The following is a 20,760-nucleotide window of genomic DNA, read 5'->3' on the forward strand; positions in this document are numbered from 1 at the left end:
TTTCGTAACCAATTTCTGCAATTCACAAAAAAATTCCCTCAGAAATTCTGAGGGAAGAAGTTGAAGAGAGAATATTGTTTTTTGAAACAACTATGCAGGGTTCGGTTGGATTTGACTTTGCAATAGTCGAATAATTGCAGCTTTTTCTAAGATTCCAACCAGCACACCGTTGTCACGAATTACAGGAAGCACAGATACATTTTGTTGTTCCAATAGCTGCATAACTTCTAGCAGAGGTTGATCGGATTGAACTGTGGTAGATTCTGTAATTGGTCGCATTACTTGTTTGACTTGAGTTTCTGACCACAGTGCTGTAGGAATGGTTCGTAAGTTATCAATTGCCATCGCACCTACTAATTGTCCATCATCATCAGTCACTAAAAACCGATGCCAATTTTGTCCACTTACTACCCGTTCATCAGCAAACTCTCTCAGAGTCAGGTTAGCTGATACAACCGGGCTATCGGCAGTTACAGCATCTTCAGCGGTCAAACCTGTGAGTTTTTCTTGCACTCTGGCAAATTGAGCCGCATTACCAGCATTTTGCAACAAGAAGAAGCCAACTAACAAGTTCCAGAAGTTAGCAAAGCTACCAAATAATAGTAGGGGAACTATACCTGATAGAATTGCTACCCAACCAAAGATTTGCCCAACTCGACTAGCAAAAGTTACACCTTTATAAGGATTGCCTGTAATTTTCCAAACAAGGGCTTTGAGTATATTTCCGCCATCTAAAGGCAAGCCAGGAATCAGGTTGAACAGCGCTAATGCCAAGTTAACAGCAGCCAAAACACCGAGAATCGCAGCTAGCGGCCCTGATACAGGGGTAGTAGCGCCAATTGCTGTAACGATTCCAAAGAGTAGTAAGCTAACTAAAGGCCCAGCGATCGCCACCCAAAAAGCTTCACCTGGAGTTTTCGATTCTTTTTCTAAGCTTGCCAAACCGCCAAATATAAACAGGGTAATGGATTTGACATCAATTCCCTGACGAATAGCAACAAAACTGTGTCCTAATTCATGGGCGACGACAGAGGCGAACAACATCAGCGCTGTCATCAATCCCAATAGCAAAGCTAATCCCGCAGATAATTGGGGAAACTGCGCCGCCAGTCCACTGCTATAGCTCCAAGTTACCAAGCCCAGAACTAAAAACCACGACGGATGGATGTAGAAGGGAATTCCGAAGAGATTACCAACGCGAATTGTGCCATTCATGTCGTTCACCTTTGATTTCAACTGCGAGAGGTTTGTTTTTGTTCCTCTCAATGTCTTTAGTGTAACGAAATGTTAAGGCGTTTTAATCTTTGCAACGGTAGTGGTGTCCGTCCGTAGAGGTGCGGTTATACCATTTTGGATTTTAGATTTTAGATTTTGGATTGAGAATTTCTTTGTGTTAACGTGAGTTCGACAAACCTCTCCCTGCTTTGAACTAAAGTTCAAATCTGTCCCTCTCCGACTCGGAGAGGGACAGATTTTGCGTAGCAAAAGCGGGGAGAGGTCTTTTGATTTAACTAACTAGGCAGACACCATGTGACCCGTCGAACTCACGTTACCTTAAACAGCAAGATTCAATTTTTACCATTCGGTCGCTGAATAATTGTCTCCAAAACTCGCCGCTTGGCTTTTGGATCGATCGCTACTAGGCGTATATATTCACCGCTATATTGTGCTAGAGATGATTCCAAATTTGATATTGCATCCGACTCAGCATCAATGTGACTATTAACACAACTTTGCCAAGAACCTGTACGGAAGCGACGCTCATCCACGTGTTCAATGCTAATTTTGTAACCTTGAGACAAGATTTGCCGAATCTGTTCTTGTGTCTCTAGAGTCAAATGTGGACTAAATGCTTCTTTTTTCGGGAAGCCATTAGTGGTTGCGCCATTGGTTGACGGTTGACTAGTTGGCGTTACGGCAGCAGGTGGTGCTGGTTGTGGTTGATAATTTCTACCTCGGTTCAGTCGGTTGTACTCATCCACCAAATGGGAACTTTCCACTCGTTTTTGTTCACCAACCATCAAGTTACCAGACTCGATTAAGTGAGACAGACTGAAATTCGGCTTTTTAAATTCTGGTGGTCCTTCAGTGCTGTTAACCACACGCAATGATATATGCTCAAAACCTATATGATGAATGAAGTTGCGGATTTGTTCGTCATAAATGCGCGATCGCAACGCACTAAAAAAGTCAATGGATTGGTTGGCGAAAGTATCAACTAGCTGTTCAATTTCCCGCTGGGACAGTCCATCTGGTTCAAAAATCCCCTTGACAATTCCCACTTTGTCGTCTCGGTCTGGTTCCCAATAAAATTTATCCATCCGTCCATCCCGAATTAAGGGTGCATAGAGGGTGGAAAAATCATTACCTGTGACAATAATCGGTACGCGATGCAAAGGTGTAGAGTCATAGCTTCCCGGCAACTGCACATCTGTGGGATTATCGGCAATATTCATCAGTGTGGCATTTACCAACTGAGTGTTTACAGTATACTGAGTGCCTTCATCGAAGCGTCCAGCACCCGCATCCAAATCGTTAATCATCAGCACGCACATTTTACCGCGTACTTTGATCAGTTCCGCTGTTTCCCGATAGCGCAGCCGAATCAACCGTGCTGGATCTCCTGCATCTGGGCTTTCCAATTCGCCGCCAGAGATGTGAGTCACTTCAATACCCATTTTCTCGAAGACTAACTCGCATTGAAAAGACTTACCTTCACCTTTACGTCCATGAATACCCAAAATTATGGGTACTCGCACGCCAGGAAGCTTCAAGAAGTTTTTGGTGATGTGGACAGCAAGTTTGTCCAAAAATCGCGGAGCAATGTAGTAAGCCATGAACGTATCTTAATAAATAGTTAGTACTTCTAAAGTTAATGTTAAGTTGTTTTGGGGATAGCGATCGCTTTTCGCCGATTCTTGATGGCGATCGGTTTTTTAACACAATTTGAAACACAGAGGTAGGTTTTATCTCTGTAGCCGCGAATTCTATTCCCCAAGGCTGATTCTGAATATAATTTAAAACCCACGGAGGTAGGTTTTGTCTCTGTAGCTTCTATGCTAAACTTTGCACAAACTGTGCATGTTCTGTACTACTCAATCCTTCTTGCAACACCGTTAATACTTTTGTCATTTCCCCTGTACATAACGCCTGTATATCCAACCATAAGCCAGGAAAAATACGACTTTTAATCACATTATTTATATCTGGTTCTAGTGATATGTATTCACCATTTTCTAGGCAGAACCAATCTACTTGATTTTCTAATATTCGCCAGACAATATATTCTTTGACACCGTTGCGACGGTAAACTTTTTTCTTATCATGTAAATCATTAGCAGCGCTGCTGGCTGCTACTTCGGCGATTAATTCTGGCGCACCTTCAATATAATCATCATCACTAATACGTGCTTGTCCACCCAAAGTTTCATTAATCAACAATACAACATCAGGCTGTGGTTCATTATCTAAATCCAGACGTACTGTCGCGTTATCACCCAACTCAACCCCAGGAGTGGCAATTTTGTAATTCCACAACCAGCCTATAAGATTTGCATGAGGTTTCCCATGACTATTAAAGCGCAGAGGTGATGCCACGTAGACGATTCCTTCTATTAATTCTGCTTTTTTAATATGGGGCATAGCAGTATATCGATGCTCAAATTCCTGGCGAGTGAGTCTATCCCCACTTTCTAATGGCGGAATTCTTGCACCTTTATCAAAGTTTTGTTCTACCGATGCTGTCATTGGCAGATTCCTCAAAGGAGTATTGCTGGATCTAGTATAAACAATTCTTTGATTGTCCAAGTTATCTCAACCGATTTCACCAAGTATTCCAATTTTATACAATTTGGGCATCTGTTATATAAAACGATGCCCTACCACAAACGCCGAATTGGATATGCATCGAAAATTGTATCAGCATTCAGCATCGGTGTATTCTCTACTATCGACACTGCAACTAATAGTCTGTCAAATGGATCGCGATGATGTAAAAGCAGTGTAGAAACAACAGCAAGGTGGCTGAATTTGATATCTAGTAAACTGAAATCATTAAGGTTGAGTTGTTCAATTATGAATGTCTCAAATGGCTGAGGCTGATTAAAAGTAAGCTTGCCTATACTCTGCTTAATCGCTATTTCCCAAAGACTAGCTATACTCATCAAAATTTGATTATTTTCATCATTGATTAACTCTAGTACTTGATTACTGAGTTTTGAATTGTCTGTTACATACCAAATAAAAGTATGTGTATCCAATAACAAGTTCATTACATATAGTCATGAAAATCCTCTAGAGGTGCATCAAAGTCGTCAGAGATTGTAATTAAACCCTTTGCACTTCCAGGTTGACGACGGCGTTTAACTGGGGGCAGAGGAGTTAACTTTACAACAGGTTGATTATCTTTGATAATGATGATTTCTTCACCACTGAGTGCTGCTTCAACTAAATCGGGCAAATGTTGGGATGCTTCAGCTAAATTTATTTGCTGCATAATTACCACATTTGTATATAAATAATCACGTTTTAGCACTATCTTAACTTAAGAATTATTAATTAAGTTGAAGCAAACCAATTTTACCATCAGATATTGCTTGAGGAAATTGTTTCGTGTGCGATCGCCATATTAAGGAAGAAACCGCAAAGAACGCAAAGAAAGAAACAAATAAGAAGTAAAGAAAATTCGGTGCAGCCTCACAAAGAAATGGTATTACAGCAGTTTTCATGCATTTGAGCCACATCTGTCGTAGGGGCACAGCAATGCTGTGCCCCTACGCGTGGTCTATTTACCTGAAAATAACTGTAATTTTGAATTATCAATTAAATTAGAGGAAACCAATTTAACCAAGCATCCCACTTTTCCACAATTTTGGCGAATTCTGCATAACCTCCTGCTCTAGGATGAGCGCCATCATTAGCTCTTGCCTCATCTATCCAAATATTTGATTTTTCTAGAATTGGAAACACATCTAAATAAGGCACATTTAAATCTTGGCAAATTAAAGCTAAATGTTGAGTTAAATCAGTGTTCCTTTGCCTTCTTTCAAGGTCTTCTTGTTCTGCGTATGGTGCTAGCCCAATCATTAAAACAGGATATAACTGTTGCGCTTTCCTTAAAATTTCTTGGGCATTTTTGAGTGAATCTGCTAAATCTACACGAGTTTTACCATTTTCTATTGTTGTGTCATTTAATCCAAAAGAAAACACAACTCTGCCATCATATTCTTTTGGCAAACGCAGCGATACTTCTTGTAACCAACGCTTTGCTATATCCCTACTCGTATCACGCCTAATTCCTAAATTATAGTAAGTGATGTCATAACCCTTTTTATTAGCGTTAGCACATACTCTCCCCGTCCAACCCAGACATTCAGGGTCACCAGTACCGTTAACAAAAGAGTCACCAACAAAACAAATTCTGACTTCACGTAGCTGTAATGAATTCATTGAATAAATACTTCTGTAATTTAAAGCTTTACAACATACAAAAAAAAAGAGAGGCAATTAATTTTACCTCTCTTAATAAATCAACTTCAAAGGTACTAGACTTTAGCTTTTACCTTTTAATTTTTAGTATCTGCTGGGTTTGTGAACGATAAAGCTGAGAATTTGGCACTGCTTGATGTTGTCAAAACCCACAACGCGGATGTAGTGGCTGGAATATTGAGAACGGCAAGATTGAACTTCGTTCAACACTTCTTGGGTAGATTTAGCGCCGAACAAAGGTAGCTTCCACAGTGTCCAGTATAATTCTGTTGGCTCAGAAGTTTCGTTGAATTCAACCGCTGGAATGTAACCTTGATTCAAAATGTACTGGATCTGCTTGGCAATTTGAGCATCAGACAGGGGAGGCAGATAAGAAAGGGTTTCGTAACGACGCTCTTTTGGTAGAGTTTGCATAGCTTTAGTGTTAAAGGATTGCGGTTGACTTCAGTTATCAGTCAACAGTTATCACTGCTGACTATTCACTGTTCATTACTTGGGTCTGAACTTGTTTGCTGTTCCGGTTGCAGACTGGGGTTTGATGTATCTATTTGTGTGATGCGTTCTAGATGCTGGCGACGCTGTTCCATGTTGGCTTGCTGAATGCCAGTACGAACCATTTCCGGTAAGAAATCGGTGACTTCTTCGGCAATATGTTCTCTAACAGTCATAATCCGCAATGCCAAATCTGGCTTTTCTCGGAACAGTTGTTTGATGTAAGTTTCTCCATCTTGAACTTTATCGGCAGAAAAGTTATGCAGCCAAAGTGCTAACGGAGGATTAGTTTCGCCCAGCTGTGCCAGTACTGTCCTTAGCGCCTGATATGTCAGGTAACTTTGGAGAGTCTTGGCTGTGTCCTTCGCAATTTGCTTGAGATTCATGCTTGACCCCAGCCCTTAACAGTTATGAGTTATGAGTTATGAGTTATGAGTTATGAATTAATGTAACTCTTAACTCCTAACTTCTAACTCTTAACTTTGGATCAGACGGTATCCATAGCTTCAAACTCAAACTTGATTTCTTTCCAGAGTTCGCAAGCAACGGCTAATTCAGGAGACCACTTAGCGGCTTCGCGGATAATGTCGTTACCTTCACGAGCCAAGTTGCGACCTTCGTTACGAGCTTGCACAACTGCTTCTAAAGCAACACGGTTAGCGGTAGCGCCAGGAGCGTTACCCCAGGGGTGACCGAGAGTACCACCACCGAATTGCAGTACGGAGTCATCACCAAAAATTTCTACGAGTGCAGGCATGTGCCAAATGTGGATACCACCAGAAGCAACTGCCATAACACCAGGTAGAGAAGCCCAGTCTTGCGTAAAGTAAATACCACGAGACTTGTCTTGTTCTACGTAGTTTTCACGCAATAGGTCAACGAAGCCCATTGTGATACCGCGCTCACCTTCCAACTTACCAACTACGGTGCCGGTGTGGATGTGGTCACCACCAGACAAACGTAGGGCTTTGGCTAATACACGGAAGTGAATACCGTGGTTCTTTTGACGGTCGATAACAGCGTGCATAGCGCGGTGGATGTGCAACAGGATACCGTTATCACGACACCAACGAGCCAATGTGGTGTTAGCGGTGAAACCTGCTGTCAGGTAGTCGTGCATGATGATGGGCTGTTTGAGTTCTTTAGCGTACTCAGCCCGTTGCAACATTTGTTCACAAGTGGGGGCGGTGACGTTGAGGTAGTGACCTTTGATTTCACCGGTTTCTGCTTGAGCTTTGGCAATAGCTTCAGATACGAACAAGAAGCGATCGCGCCATCTTTGGAATGGTGCTGAGTTGATGTTTTCGTCGTCTTTGGTGAAGTCCAAACCACCGCGTAAGCACTCGTATACAGCGCGTCCGTAGTTCTTAGCGGAAAGACCCAATTTGGGTTTGATGGTACAACCCAACAAAGGACGACCGTATTTGTTTAATTTGTCACGCTCAACTTGGATACCGTGAGGAGGTCCTTGGAAGGTCTTGATGTAAGCTACTGGAAAGCGGATGTCTTCCAAACGCAGTGCCCGCAAGGCTTTAAAACCAAATACGTTACCTACAATGGAGGTCAATACGTTGGTTACAGAACCTTCTTCAAACAGATCCAAGGGATAGGCAACATAGCAAATAAACTGGTTGTCTTCGCCGGGAACTGGTTCGATGTCATAGCAACGACCTTTGTAGCGATCGAGGTCGGTGAGCAAGTCCGTCCACACGGTTGTCCAGGTACCAGTGGAAGACTCAGCCGCTACAGCCGCACCTGCTTCTTCGGGAGGAACTCCGGGCTGAGGCGTAACACGGAATGCTGCTAGAAGATCTGTATCTTTAGGTGTGTAATCGGGGGTGTAATAAGTTAGTCTGTAATCCTTAACCCCGGCTTGATACCCAGATTTGCTCTGAGTCTTCGTTTGAGCGTAAGACATATTTTATCCTTCCCAGAAGTCACTCTTTTTACTTATCAAATCACGTACTGTGCAACTTTCCCACACCCCGCTCTTTCCCCCTTGAGCGGGGAGAAGATCGGGAAAAACTTTTGTTAGGGGTTGCCTTTGGTAGAGGTTAGCAGCTTTTTTGCGGCGGACACTTTGGTAGCGGTGGTAACCCTCCTCACCAGTGTTCTCCCCTTCTAGGGGCACACGACCTAGCGCTTCTACTGTTTCCTCTCCCTACACATCAAAATTCTTTTTTATCTGTTTCTCGCACTCGACTAAACCTTCTCAATTTCACCAAAACTCCCGCATTTTGCGGTCAGCATTTAGATAATTCCCCCATAAACTGGGGTATTCAGGGGATTGGGCTGGCTGGCACACATTCCCGCCTCTACACTCCTTTTATCTTCCCCTTAGTTGGAAAAGATACTAGAAAAGAATTTGCTTGACAGAGATTTAGCAGAGTGGTAAGTGAAAGATAAAAAATTGCACACCACGTAATTTGTAGCTTGTTTCACAATATATCAAGAATTCGATAAGTTATTCTTTGAAAGTTTTTAACTTATTTATTTAAATTTGTTATTACATAAAGATTTAAACTTTTTGTTAAGAAAGATTTACAAAATGTCATCAATGGTGTGGGGACTGGGGACTGGGGATTGGGGACTGGGGACTGGGGACTGGGGGCTGGGGACTGGGGACTAGGGACTGGGGACTGGGGACTAGGAAATAAATATTTAGGAATACTTTCTTAGTCAGTACCCAATCCCCAGTCTCCAACCCCAATGTTTAAAAAATCGAAGCTAGGGGAACACTGAAGTTAACCAAAAGCCAGTTTAGGTAACGGCTATGGGTAGTGTCTTCAAAGGAAATGCGATCGTGGTATTGTTTTGCAAGCGTACTAGTTTATTGATTACTTCTGTCTTGCTGGGGTTAATAACTCTACCCAGTATGGGATGGGCACAAAAAACGCCTGACATTAATTCATCTGATTTAGCTCCTGCTTACCCATCTTCACCACCGCCTCCGCGAGTAGATCCTTTACCCGATGCACGGGGAGTGCAAGAAAATTCGCCAGAAACCGATTATCGTGTGGGCAACTTACTGGCAGATGTTACGGGTAATCTTTGGGTAGGTTCTTGGCGGGGACTATCGCGGATTGACCCGAAAACTGGCAAGATTGTTTCTCGTGTGAGCTTACCGAATGTTGCCATTGGTGCTTTAGCCCAAGACAAAGTAGGACGCTTGTGGGTGGGAAGTTATGGCGGACTGATGCGAGTAGATCCCCGCACGAGCGAAATTACCGCGCAGAATTTATTTTTGCCTTCTAGACGGGTGTTGTCACTGTTAGTTGACAAACGGGGCTATTTGTGGGCTGGAACTGACAGTGGTTTAGCCCTAATTAGTCCCGACCAAGGTTTGATTATGACAACATTAAAAAATCTGCCTGGTGTCAGTGCTAATACCTTGACTTTGGATGCTGAAGGTCAACTGTGGGTTGGCACTCTTGATGGAGTAGTACGGGTTAATACTGCCAGTGCTGGGATTATGAAGCGAATCGCAGATTTACCGGGAACCACCGTCCAAGCCTTAGCTATCAGTCCAGAAGGCTTGATTTGGGCAGGAATGCCGAATAATTTGCTAGTTATTAACCCAAAAACTGGGGCAGTGTTGCGGTCTGTAACGCGGTTGCGTGGGCGTAACGTCACAGCAGTACGTTTTGCTAAAGATGGTAGTGTCTGGGTCGGTACTAACAATGGTTTGTTACGATTAAATCCAAATACCGGAGCTGTGTTAGACGCTGAAGTTGCTGGACTTCCTTCTAGTCGGATTCTTGCCCTTGCACCTGACATCGGCGATAAATTGTGGATCGGTACTAGTGAAGGTCTAGCTTGGTTAATGCCCAAAATGAGCAGTGCAAAACCCCATATTGCTTTCAGTCGCGCCGTGAAGTAGGGACTAGGGACTGGGGACTAGGGACTGGGGACTAGGAAAATTGATTCCTAATACCCAATACTTAATAACCAATGCCTAATCCCCAATCTAAAATCCAAAATCTAAAATCCAAAATTGGCAATGGCAATCACTACCCAGCAATTAATTCAATGGAAACAACAGGGACGTTCAATTGTGGCGTTGACCGCCTGGGATTATGCGATCGCTCAACTCCTCGACGCAGCTGGTGTAGACTTAATCCTCGTAGGTGACTCTATGGCAGTAGTTCTAGGCCATGAAACAACTCTGCCGATAACTTTAGATGAAATGATTTACCACGCCAAAGCTGTGCGTCGAGGAGTTAGACGCGCTTTTTTACTGGTTGATTTACCGTTTTTGACCTACCAGGAAAGCATCCAACAAGCGATACATTCAGCTGGTAGAGTTTTGAAAGAGACTGGAGCGCAAGGCGTCAAGTTAGAGGGTGGTTATCCAGAAATGGTAGAGACAGTTGCCCGTTTGGTGAAAGCCGGAATTCCAGTTATGGGTCATGTTGGTTTGACACCCCAATCAGTACATCAACTCGGTTTGCGACAACAGGGTAAATCCGAAGAAGCGAGTGAGAGAATTTTAAATGAAGCGATCGCTCTCGAACAAGCTGGTGCTTTTGCCATGTTGTTAGAGCATATACCCGCAGATTTGGCAATGCACATTACACAAAAACTTACCATTCCCACAATTGGTATTGGTGCAGGACCTCACTGTGACGGCCAAGTTTTAGTTACCTCAGATGTACTCGGTCTTGCAGAGAAGAATCCACCATTTGCCAAGGTTTACACAAATTTGCGGGAGACCATTACTAAAGCCGTGCAAGATTATGCCTTAGAAGTGCGAGAACGGAAGTTTCCCTAAACAAATGCGATGAATTTACAGAATCTGCGACGATTTTGATTTTCTACAGAAATATGTCTACATCGTAGGGGGATACATTCAAAGTCTCTGCCCTGGTAAGCTATCGATTATCAATTTTTAAACTTTTATTTTACAACCACATTGAACACAGAGGTGTTAAATACCGTTAACAAACTAACACTGGTGATTGTGCTGAAAGCTGAGTTTTTATTAAAAATTATAAACAAAGCTATCAGTTTTTGGATAGTGAGTTACTACTCTCGAAAATGTTAAGAAAAATTCGGATAATTGATAGCCTATTAGGAGAGAGGTGTTGCAGATAAAAATTAAAAGTAAAATCGAATTTAAGTATTAAAGCGGAAACAACATAATTCACCTCCGAAAATTCCGCAATTGCCACCAGGACAATTGTAGAAACCCAGTGTAGTCTTTAACTAGAAAAACAGTATCAGGCAGTTACTAGACAAAATGCCAACGATTGCCACTAAACTTTTATAATATTTGTCGTTCTTATGACTCCAAAAGACACCAAAATTAAATTTCCTCTTTGGCAATATCTCAACCAGCCCTTATTTAGTAGCGATACTAAATTAGTATTGAATCCCCATCGCTTTGCATTGATCTGGCGTCTTCAACTGCTAGAACGCTGCTGGACCAAAGAATGTGACGCTAAGGGGCCTCAACAGCATTAACTACATCAAAAGCCGACAAACTAAGCCTCGTCTACAGTACGGGGCTTTTTACCGTCCAGTAAGGTACTAACAGTCATGTCTCCCATGACATTAATCGCAGTACGGCAGCGATCCAAAAACCAATCTACAGTCACGAGCAAAGCTATGTACTGGGTAGGTAAACCTACAGAAGTAAACACCAGTGTCATTGTTACTAGTCCAGCATTGGGAATGTTCGCTGCACCGACGGATGCAAAAATCGAGGTGAGGATGACAATTACTTGCTGTCCCAGACTCAAATGTTGCCCAATTAGTTGGGAAATATACAATGCAGACATTGCTTCATAGAGGGCAGTACCATCATTGTTGAAATTTGCTCCTACTAATGCTCCCAGGGCAGCAGAGGATTCCCTTAAACCAATTTTTGTTTGCAAGACCTCAAAGGTTACGGGCATTGTCGCCGCCGAGGAAGAAGTCGAGAAAGCTGTCAAAAAGGCATCAGAACCGCCAGCTAGAAACTTTAGGGGGTGTACCCAAGAACCAAATTTGACTCTGGTGAGGTAGTAGCAAGCTTGTATTAGCAGTGCTAGCAGCACCGCCACAATGAATGCACCCAAAGATTGAAAGGGGACAAAGCCTTCTTTGGCAACAGTTTTAGCTACAATCCCAAAGACTGCCAAAGGCACCAAGGCAATTACCCAATTGAGGATGCGGACTACTGCTTCAAACAAAATCCCGATGACGTCTTCAATGGGCTGATATCCGTTCTTTCCTTGGGCAATTTGTTCGGATTTTAATGCCCGCAGAACAATGCCAAAACTCAGGGCAATGACAATTAGTTGGATGACATTATTATCAACTAACGGCTTGAGGACAGCTTCTGGTACAGCATCTTTAATCAGTCCCCAAGGGTCAAGACTTTGACCTGTAATTTGTGTACTTGTTGAGGTGACTACATTATTGCCCCAGGTTCCTGGACGCAGGACGTTTGCTACAAAAAGTCCCACTAAAATAGCTACGGTAGTGTTGGTTAAAAGTAGCACTGCTAGCCGCCGTCCGGCTGTACCAGGGATATTTGTAGTCATCAAAGTATGCAGCACTGCTACCAAAATTAGGGGTGTAGCTAAGGCGCGGAGAGCCTTTAACACCAACTCAGCCGGAATTGCTAAATTGTTAATCAGGGCGGCGTTGGTGGGACTGGGATTTCCTGCACCAAGGGCAATGCCGACGCTAACGGCGGCTATTAAGGCGATAACAATTTGTAACGTCAGAGGAATACGCTGCCACCAAGGCCTAGCTTTGGTTTCAGGTGAAGTAGGATTTTCTGGATGACTCATTGGTTAGATGCGGATTGACTGCTGTAACTATTAAAACCACACTTGTGACAGTGGCAAATCCGGAAAAACAGGAGCTTTATTTTTGTGTAAAAACTGCTAATCTAAGATCCCGTTGTTTTGCAAAATTCGGCTCGAAAGGGTAGCCCCTGAGAGATATTTTTGGCTTGTGCTTGGAGGCGCTTATGTCCTTTGTCCCTTTGCATATTCACAGCGACTACAGTTTGCTTGATGGAGCAAGTCAGCTACCAGAGTTGGTGGAGCGAGCGATCGCATTGGGAATGAAAGCGATCGCCCTTACCGATCATGGTGTCATGTATGGCGCAGTTGAATTGATTAAAATTTGCCGTAGTCAAAATATTAAGCCGATTATCGGCAATGAAATGTATGTCATTAACGGCGATATTGAAAAACAAGAACGCCGTCCGAAATATCACCAAGTAGTTTTAGCTAAAAATACCAAAGGTTACAAAAATTTAGTCAAATTAACCACAATTTCTCACCTCAAAGGTGTTCAAGGCAAAGGAATTTTTTCTCGTCCTTGTATTAATAAAGATTTACTCAAAGAATATCATGAAGGGTTGATTGTTACTAGCGCTTGTTTGGGTGGAGAAGTTCCCCAAGCAATTCTCAGTGGTAGACCAGATGCAGCGCGGAAAGTCGCTCAGTGGTATAAAGATGTATTTGGTGATGATTATTATTTAGAAATTCAAGACCACGGTTCCCAAGAAGACCGAATTGTAAATGTTGAAATAGTTAAAATTGCGCGGGAATTAGGTATTAAATTTATTGCTACCAATGATTCGCATTTTATTTCTTGTTTTGACGTTGAAGCACACGACGCTTTGCTATGTATTCAGACTGGCAAATTAATTATTGAAGATAAGCGGATGCGTTATAGCGGCACAGAATATCTCAAATCTGGTGAAGAGATGAAGCAGCTATTTCGTGACCATTTGCTGGATGATGTGATTGAAGAGGCGATCGCCACCACTGAAGAAGTCGCCGAGAAAGTCGAGCCTTACCATATTATGGGTGAGCCTCAAATTCCTACTCCGCCAATTCCCTCTGGTCATACTGCTGATACCTACGCCGAAGATGTTGCATGGAACGGACTTTTAGAAAGGTTAAGTCGCAAATCCCGGAATGAAGTCGATTCCGTCTATAAAGAAAGATTGGAATACGAACTAAAAATGATTCAGCAGATGGGATTTTCCAAATACTTTTTAGTTGTATGGGATTACATTAAATTTGCCAGAGATAATAATATTCCCGTGGGACCTGGACGCGGTTCGGCGGCTGGTTCATTAGTTGCCTATGCAATGCGAATTACCAACATTGATCCTGTACATCATGGGCTATTGTTTGAGCGGTTTTTGAACCCAGAACGAAAATCCATGCCTGATATTGATACGGATTTCTGTATTGAACAACGAGATAAAGTGATTGATTATGTAACTGAGAAATACGGTGCAGATCGAGTTGCTCAAATTATTACCTTTAACCGCCTAACTTCTAAAGCAGTTTTAAAAGATGTCGCCAGAGTATTAAATATTCCCTACGGTGAAGCCGACAAAATGGCGAAATTAATTCCTGTGGTGCGGGGGAAACCAACTAAACTCAAGGTGATGATTTCCGATCAAACTCCAGAACCAGAGTTTAAAGAAAAATATGATAAAGAACCACATGTTCGCCATTGGATTGATATGGCGATGCGAATTGAAGGAACTAACAAAACCTTTGGTGTTCATGCAGCGGGTGTAGTGATTTCAGATGAACCACTAGATGAAATTGTACCGCTCCAAAAGAATAATGATGGTTCTGTAATTACCCAGTATTTCATGGAAGATCTGGAATCAATGGGTTTGTTGAAAATGGATTTTCTGGGTTTGCGTAACTTGACGCTAATTCAAAAAACCCTTGATTTAATTCAAGAAACTAAAGGATATCGTGTTGATCCAGATGAAATTACCCGCCAGGAAAGAAAAGCACAAAAGATATTAGCTAAAGGCGAACATAGCACCCTGCCAAAAGATGTCCAAAAAACTTATGAACTATTAGAAGCTGGTGAGTTAGAAGGAATATTTCAATTGGAATCTTCGGGAATGCGTCAAATAGTCCGAGATTTGAAGCCTTCTAATATAGAAGATATTTCTTCAATTTTGGCACTTTATCGACCGGGGCCATTAGATGCAGGACTGATTCCGAAATTTATTAACCGCAAACACGGTCGAGAAAATATTGATTATGAACACAGTATTTTAGAACCAATATTAGACGAAACTTATGGAATCATGGTCTATCAAGAGCAAATCATGAAAATTGCTCAGGATATGGCTGGATATTCTTTAGGTCAAGCTGATTTGCTGCGTCGGGCAATGGGGAAAAAGAAAGTTTCCGAGATGCAAAAGCAGCGGGAAAAATTCGTCGATGGCTCGGCAAAAAATGGTGTGAAAAAACAAGTAGCTGAAGAATTATTCGAGCAGATGTTGAAGTTTGCTGAATATTGTTTAAGTTCTGATACGGAAGTATTGACTGTAGAATATGGATTTTTGCCGATTGGCAAAATTGTCGAAAAAGGCATTGAATGTAGTGTGTACAGTGTTGATAATTATGGGAATGTTTATAGTCAACCTGTGGCACAGTGGCACGATCGCGGACAGCAAGAGGTGTTTGAATATTGTTTAGAAGATGGTTCAGTGATTCGGGCAACAAAAGACCATAAATTTATGACTATTGATGGTCAAATGTTGCCTATTGATGAAATATTTGAACGCGAATTAGATTTGATGCGGGTGGAGGGTTTGCCGAATTGAGATCAGGGAGTGGGGGAGACGCGGAGATTAATGCCCAATGACTAATAGACTTCTTGCATAAATATTTTTTTGTCTCACGCAGAGGCGCAGAGGCGCAGAGAAAAGAACGCAAAGAAAGACTTTTGCAAGAGGTCTAATGACTAATTATGCTGGTTCGTGGCAAACAGCTTCTATGCGATACCCGTCGGGATCAATCACAAAAGCGGCATAATAATGGGGGTGATAATTTGGGCGTAATCCGGGTTTACCGTCGTCCTTGGCTCCTGAAGCGATCGCTTGTTCATAAAAAGCATCGATATCAGCGCGATTATTAGCGGTAAATGCCAGATGAAAGCCCCTTGATACCTCATGGGTAAACTTTTGGCGACTCATAAGCCAAAACCTGGGGAAATTATCAGCACCATAACCAGCAATGTCAGTCAAATTAAAAATCCGCTTGATGCCTAACGGCGCAAGCACAGCGTCATAGAAAGCTAGGCTGCGTTCTAAGTTACTGACGCCAAAGGATATATGGTCAAACATAAGCTTTGATTTTTAGATCAAGTACTTACAATATTTTTCAACAAAACGGCATCTCAAGAGCGATATGAATACAAATAATCTGAGAATTTAAGTATAAAAAAATGTGCGAATTATTCGAGTGGATGATTCGTCTATACTAGATTGAAGTTTTAAACAGATCGCAAGACTGCCATGACCTCTGAAATTACTTATCCTCACATAGAAAAACTACAGAGTCAGGCTGCTCACTTACAAAGACTGCCTCGCATTCGAGTCGCTCAACTTGTGATGGATTATATAGCTTATGGCTGGTCCGTTGAAGAGATGTGCCGCCAGCATCCTTACTTACGCCCTGCTGAAGCCTACGCAGCAATGGGGTATTACTTTGACCATCAAGACGAGATTGATAATGAGATTCGCGCTGAATGGGAACAAGCACAACAAGCGAAAGTTCAGGCTCCAACTTCTCCGTTTGCTATACGAATGAGGGCTAGGGGACTTTTATAAGTGACAATTAAGTTGTACATGGATGTTCATGTCCCTCAAGCCATCACCGATCAGCTTCGTCGCCGTAATGTAGATGTTCTCAGTGCGATCGAGGATAATGCAGATGAATTGCCCGACGATGAACTTTTAGAACGTGTTCGATTGCTGGGGCGAGTAATTTTTACACAAGATATTCGCTTTAAGGCAATGGCCCAAGATTGGCAAGGCCAAGGTAAATCCTTTGCAGGACTTATTTTTGGGCATCAATTAGGAGGTACAATTGGGCAATATGTCAAAGATTTAGAGCTAATTGCACAAGCCTCTGAGCAGGATGAGTGGTTGAACACTATTGAATACTTGCCTTTGTAGTGAGCAGTCTCACTCGCTAGTTATGTAACCCATGTTTCTATAGTTTATCAATTCAGCATTCAGAATTCTGATTCCTGTTTTCTAAAAAGTACTTACACTTACAATATTTTTCAACAAAACGGTATCTCAAGAGCGATCGCTTTCTTTACATCCCTCAAAGTTCTGTTTGCCCCTAGTTAGGACTTCCTTCGGTGTCAGACTAGCAGCAGCGGTATGGCAAAATCTTGAGTATCCTCTATGCCAGAGGCCGTTGTGGCAGCAGCGAATTTTTAGAAGATAGGAAAAAGTTATGTGTTAAAATCTTACAGCCGTTTATAACTTCGATCGCACTAGTATATGGGCAAGACTATTGAAAGCTTTAAGCAGTAAAAATTTAGTAGCTGAAAACGCTATTATCGCAACGAACGAAATGTGGGAAAAGCTGTGAATCAGAATTCTGAAGGCAAGCAGTTAGGGAGTGAGAATCGTCAATAATTCAAGACCACCGAATTTCAAATTTGCTGGAGAATTTCAAACTGTTGATTCATTCTCCACTCACTCAAGATTAATCTGAATTGTGACCGAATTTTAAATTTTGGATTTTGGATTAAAAATTCAAAATTTAAAAAGGTTTCAAGCCCCTGAATTTATTCATGGCATAAATCTAAAATCCAAAATCTCAAATTTTAGATTCAAGCCCCTGCATTAATGTATGGGGATAATCTAAAATCTAAAATCCAAAATCTAAAATTGAGTGACGAGTAATGTCTTGATTGTTTGTTGTTAAAATCACATTGAATATTCTATAGATCCGAACGATGAGTAGTATAAATTTTAATCCGATTCCCGAAATTTCAGTCATATTAAGTACATATAACCGAGAAAATTATTTAAATAATTGCATCGATAGTGTGATTAATCAAACCTTTAAGGATTGGGAACTCATCGTAGTTGATGATGGAAGCCAAGATAACACTTTTACTGTTGTCAATCCTTATTTGCAAAAATTTAATAATGTCCGTTATCTCAAACACCAAAATCGCAAAGCTGCTTATGGGCGAAATGCTGGTATTCAAGCATCATTCGGCAACTACATCACATTCATAGATAGCGATGACACATACAAAACAAATCATCTAGAGTCACGGTTTGAATATATGAGAGCTAATCCTGAAATTGATTTAATTGAAGGCGGATACGAAATCGAAGAAGAGTTTTTCGTTGCTGATTATTTTAAACCAGGTGAAAAAATTAGCATTCGAGAATGTGTTGTAGGCGGGACATTTTTTGGCAAAAGAAAAGTATTTTGGGAGTTGAAAGGATTTAATAATATTCATTATGGAGAAGATGCAGATTTGTGGTCTCGCGCCGAAAAAATATTTAAAACTCAAAGAATAAAAGAGCCAGAATCTTATGTTTATACTAGATCGGAAACTAGTACTACCAAGATTTTTATGGATAATATCTCCTAAACTTGCATAAATACTTGGTATGAAAATCACCTTTTCTCTATTTCCAATAAAAAATATATTTCTTCAGCATACTAGCTATAAATGGCAAACCTCATTTTTAGGAATTGTCCTGAGTTTATGTCTATTATTTTTATCTAGTTGTCAAAGTGCAACACCAAAAGACAACGGTGCAATTCATCTAACACTTTGGCAAAGTATTAATCCACCTCCTCATCGGGATCTATTTAATAAATTAGTAGATAAATTTAATCGGACTCATCCTGACATTTATGTAGATTCTATCTATGTCGGAGGAGACGGAGTATTACCGAAAATATTGATATCTGTTATTGGCAATGCGGCTCCAGATATATTGTCATTCTCCCCACAAATGACAGGTCAGTTTGCACAACTAGAAGCAATTCAACCTCTGGAAAATTGGCTCTCCAAATTGCCACAAAAGTCGGAAATTTTTCCTAGTTTATTTGAGGAATTGGAATTTGACGGTCACATTTGGTCAGTTCCTTTGACTACTGCTAATATGGGCATTTTTTACCGTCCTAAACTTTTCCAAGCAGCAGGAGTTACGCAAATGCCTAAGACTTGGGAAGAATTGAGGGAAGTTGCTAAAAAATTAACTATAGATCGCAATGGTGATAATCGACCGGAACAGTATGGAATTTTATTGCCTCTAGGAAAGGGAGAATGGACTGTCTTTAGTTGGTTCCCCTTTTTATTAGGTGCGAAAGGAGAAATTGTCACCAATAATCGCCCAAATTTGATGAATCCGGGAGCGATCGCCGCGTTAAAATTCTGGCAAGATTTATTAAAAGATGGTTCAGCAACTCTTTCTCCCCCAGAACGAGGTTATGAGGAAGACGCTTTTCTTTCAGGTCGTGTGGCCATGCAAATCACAGGCCCCTGGACTTTGATTATGAAGTCCAATGTTGATTTCCAAGTATTTCCCATACCTGGAAACCTCCAGCAAGCCTCAGTCAAAGGCACTGGAAATTTGTTTTTGATGAAAACTACACCCGCAAAAGAACAAGCCGCACTCAAATTTTTTGAGTATGTTTTGAGTGAAGAATTCCAAACAGAATGGAGTATTGGAGCGGGTTTTTTACCAACAAACATAAAATCAGCCAATAGTCAAACTTATCAAGAATTTCTGAAGCAAAAACCTATTTTGAAAATTTTTCTTGACCAAATGTCTGTATCAGGCTATAGACCAAATCTTCCTGGTTATAGTCGTTTGTCTGATGCTCTGGGTAGAGCGATCGAAGCTACCATGCTCGGTGCGTCTCCAGAAACAGCACTTCAAAAAGCCCAAACCAACCTTGACTCAATTTGGGATTCCCTACAACCTAGATGAAATCTAAAATCCTGCCAGCACCCCTGAAACCTGGTGACTTGTTACGAGTCATTGCTCCTAGCGGTGCTTTACGAGAATTTGAGGCATTTGAGCGCAGTATAGAAATTTGGCGATCGCGCGGCTACCAAGTTGAAATTAGCCCTAAGGTGGATGACAAATGGGGATATTTAGCAAGCACCGATGAAAACCGCCGCAACCAGCTAGCAGCCGCATGGCAAGACCCAGATTGTCGCGGTATCCTCTGCGCCAGAGGTGGTTTCGGTAGCACCCGCATCTTAGAAAATTGGCATTGGCAACAAAACTCAGAATTTCCCAAGTGGTTGATTGGCTTTTCTGACATCACCGCCCTGTTGTGGAGTCTTTATAACGTGGGAATTTCCAGCGTTCATGGCCCTGTGCTGACAACCCTTGTTGATGAGCCAGATTGGTCAATCGAGCGATTGTTTAATTGGGTAGAAGGTCGTTCTGTGGCTTCTATTAAAGGTTGTGGTTGGGGTGGTCGAATTGCAACTGGCATTTTGTTACCAGGAAACTTGACAGTAGCAACTCATCTTTTAAGTACACCAATCCAACCAAATTTTGATGGTGTAATTTTGGCACTGGAGGATGTTACAGAAGCACCCTACCGCATCGATAGAATGCTTACACAGTGGCGTTTAAGTGGTGTTTTGGCAAAAGTTCGCGGCATTGCTTTGGGTGGTTTTACTCGTTGTGAAGCCCCGCCAAACGTGCCTAGCTTTAGTGTAGAAGAAGTATTGCGCGATCGCTTGGGTGATTTGGGGATTCCTGTTGTCTCTGATTTGCCTTTTGGTCACAATAGCCCGAATGCAGCCTTACCAGTGGGTGTAGAAGCAACTTTAGATGCGGATGCAGGGACTTTGGTTATCAATAATTGACTGTAAAAATTTCACCATTGCTCATTTTTACACAGACAAAAAACAAAAAGGCATTGTTACAATTAAATTCAATTTAACAAAGTATGTTCAGTTTAATTCCCCTGCCTCTACAGGCAGAACGTTTTGTGTCGGGGT

At 41.8% G+C, this 20,760-nt stretch carries 21 protein-coding genes; 9 read left to right on the plus strand and 12 right to left on the minus strand.

What is annotated here, in order from left to right; translation table 11 throughout:
- Positions 1–90: 90 nt before the first annotated feature.
- The 10 genes from IQ276_RS31640 to IQ276_RS31685 form a co-directional block, all read right to left on the minus strand.
- Positions 91–1,215 (minus strand): site-2 protease family protein, encoded by a 1,125-nt coding sequence (locus IQ276_RS31640; protein ID WP_193918187.1) that lies wholly within the window; start codon positions 1,213–1,215, stop codon positions 91–93.
- A gap of 353 nt (positions 1,216–1,568) precedes the next feature.
- On the minus strand, positions 1,569–2,837 hold the full coding sequence (locus tag IQ276_RS31645; protein WP_193918181.1) for a RuBisCO small subunit-like domain-containing protein: 1,269 nt from the start codon (positions 2,835–2,837) through the stop codon (positions 1,569–1,571).
- 217 nt (positions 2,838–3,054) lie between these two features.
- A complete protein-coding gene (locus IQ276_RS31650) occupies positions 3,055–3,747 on the minus strand; it encodes a Uma2 family endonuclease (RefSeq protein WP_193918179.1) in 693 nt (230 codons plus the stop codon).
- A gap of 131 nt (positions 3,748–3,878) precedes the next feature.
- Positions 3,879–4,271, minus strand: coding sequence for a type II toxin-antitoxin system VapC family toxin (locus tag IQ276_RS31655; protein WP_193918177.1), 393 nt, complete (start codon positions 4,269–4,271; stop codon positions 3,879–3,881).
- A complete protein-coding gene (locus IQ276_RS31660) occupies positions 4,271–4,495 on the minus strand; it encodes a type II toxin-antitoxin system Phd/YefM family antitoxin (RefSeq protein ID WP_193918175.1) in 225 nt (74 codons plus the stop codon). Before IQ276_RS31660 ends, IQ276_RS31655 begins: the two co-directional genes overlap by 1 nt.
- Positions 4,496–4,553: 58 nt before the next feature.
- Entirely contained in the window at positions 4,554–4,727 is a 174-nt protein-coding gene (locus IQ276_RS31665; RefSeq protein ID WP_193918173.1) for a hypothetical protein, read from the minus strand.
- A gap of 94 nt (positions 4,728–4,821) precedes the next feature.
- Positions 4,822–5,448, minus strand: coding sequence for a GDSL-type esterase/lipase family protein (locus tag IQ276_RS31670; protein WP_193918171.1), 627 nt, complete (start codon positions 5,446–5,448; stop codon positions 4,822–4,824).
- Positions 5,449–5,571: 123 nt separating this feature from the next.
- On the minus strand, positions 5,572–5,901 hold the full coding sequence (locus tag IQ276_RS31675) for a ribulose bisphosphate carboxylase small subunit (RefSeq protein WP_193918169.1): 330 nt from the start codon (positions 5,899–5,901) through the stop codon (positions 5,572–5,574).
- Between the two features lie 65 nt (positions 5,902–5,966).
- Positions 5,967–6,365 carry a RuBisCO chaperone RbcX gene (gene rcbX / locus IQ276_RS31680; protein ID WP_193918167.1) on the minus strand — a complete coding sequence of 133 codons (399 nt, stop codon included), beginning with the start codon at positions 6,363–6,365 and terminating at the stop codon, positions 5,967–5,969.
- Positions 6,366–6,466: 101 nt separating this feature from the next.
- A complete protein-coding gene (locus IQ276_RS31685) occupies positions 6,467–7,897 on the minus strand; it encodes a form I ribulose bisphosphate carboxylase large subunit (protein WP_190880424.1) in 1,431 nt (476 codons plus the stop codon).
- Positions 7,898–8,752: 855 nt separating this feature from the next.
- Here IQ276_RS31685 and IQ276_RS31690 point away from each other — a divergent pair.
- The 3 genes from IQ276_RS31690 to IQ276_RS31700 all read left to right on the plus strand — a co-directional run bounded on the left by IQ276_RS31690 (position 8,753) and on the right by IQ276_RS31700 (position 11,442).
- On the plus strand, positions 8,753–9,859 hold the full coding sequence (locus IQ276_RS31690; protein WP_193916218.1) for a ligand-binding sensor domain-containing protein: 1,107 nt from the start codon (positions 8,753–8,755) through the stop codon (positions 9,857–9,859).
- 120 nt (positions 9,860–9,979) lie between these two features.
- A complete protein-coding gene (gene panB / locus IQ276_RS31695) occupies positions 9,980–10,750 on the plus strand; it encodes a 3-methyl-2-oxobutanoate hydroxymethyltransferase (protein WP_193916221.1) in 771 nt (256 codons plus the stop codon).
- Between the two features lie 512 nt (positions 10,751–11,262).
- Positions 11,263–11,442, plus strand: a complete 180-nt coding sequence (locus tag IQ276_RS31700; RefSeq protein WP_228043005.1) for a hypothetical protein — start codon at positions 11,263–11,265, stop codon at positions 11,440–11,442.
- A 20-nt stretch (positions 11,443–11,462) separates the two neighbouring features.
- Here IQ276_RS31700 and IQ276_RS31705 read toward each other — a convergent pair whose 3' ends face one another.
- On the minus strand, positions 11,463–12,758 hold the full coding sequence (locus IQ276_RS31705) for a dicarboxylate/amino acid:cation symporter (protein ID WP_193916224.1): 1,296 nt from the start codon (positions 12,756–12,758) through the stop codon (positions 11,463–11,465).
- A gap of 182 nt (positions 12,759–12,940) precedes the next feature.
- On the opposite strand from IQ276_RS31705, the gene IQ276_RS31710 reads away from it, so the two are divergent.
- Complete coding sequence (locus IQ276_RS31710) at positions 12,941–15,571, plus strand: DNA polymerase III subunit alpha (protein ID WP_193916227.1); 2,631 nt, start codon at positions 12,941–12,943, stop codon at positions 15,569–15,571.
- 144 nt (positions 15,572–15,715) lie between these two features.
- Here the strand turns inward: IQ276_RS31710 and IQ276_RS31715 are convergent, their stop codons facing one another.
- A complete protein-coding gene (locus IQ276_RS31715; protein WP_193916230.1) occupies positions 15,716–16,093 on the minus strand; it encodes a VOC family protein in 378 nt (125 codons plus the stop codon).
- Between the two features lie 171 nt (positions 16,094–16,264).
- Between IQ276_RS31715 and IQ276_RS31720 the strand changes: the two genes are divergently transcribed.
- The 5 genes from IQ276_RS31720 to IQ276_RS31740 all read left to right on the plus strand — a co-directional run bounded on the left by IQ276_RS31720 (position 16,265) and on the right by IQ276_RS31740 (position 20,625).
- The gene (locus tag IQ276_RS31720) at positions 16,265–16,579 is read left to right on the plus strand and encodes a DUF433 domain-containing protein (protein WP_193916233.1); all 315 of its coding nucleotides are present in this window, start codon (positions 16,265–16,267) and stop codon (positions 16,577–16,579) included.
- Positions 16,580–16,927 carry a DUF5615 family PIN-like protein gene (locus IQ276_RS31725; RefSeq protein WP_193916236.1) on the plus strand — a complete coding sequence of 116 codons (348 nt, stop codon included), beginning with the start codon at positions 16,580–16,582 and terminating at the stop codon, positions 16,925–16,927. It begins immediately after the preceding gene.
- Positions 16,928–17,724: 797 nt separating this feature from the next.
- Positions 17,725–18,378 carry a glycosyltransferase family 2 protein gene (locus tag IQ276_RS31730; RefSeq protein WP_193916239.1) on the plus strand — a complete coding sequence of 218 codons (654 nt, stop codon included), beginning with the start codon at positions 17,725–17,727 and terminating at the stop codon, positions 18,376–18,378.
- A 19-nt stretch (positions 18,379–18,397) separates the two neighbouring features.
- Complete coding sequence (locus IQ276_RS31735) at positions 18,398–19,729, plus strand: ABC transporter substrate-binding protein (RefSeq protein ID WP_193916242.1); 1,332 nt, start codon at positions 18,398–18,400, stop codon at positions 19,727–19,729.
- Complete coding sequence (locus IQ276_RS31740; protein ID WP_193916245.1) at positions 19,726–20,625, plus strand: S66 peptidase family protein; 900 nt, start codon at positions 19,726–19,728, stop codon at positions 20,623–20,625. The genes IQ276_RS31735 and IQ276_RS31740 overlap by 4 nt, the downstream gene beginning before the upstream one ends.
- Positions 20,626–20,760: the final 135 nt, after the last annotated feature.

It is taken from the genome of Desmonostoc muscorum LEGE 12446 (assembly GCF_015207005.2).
In the GTDB taxonomy this organism is placed as follows: Bacteria; Cyanobacteriota; Cyanobacteriia; order Cyanobacteriales; family Nostocaceae; genus Nostoc; species Nostoc muscorum.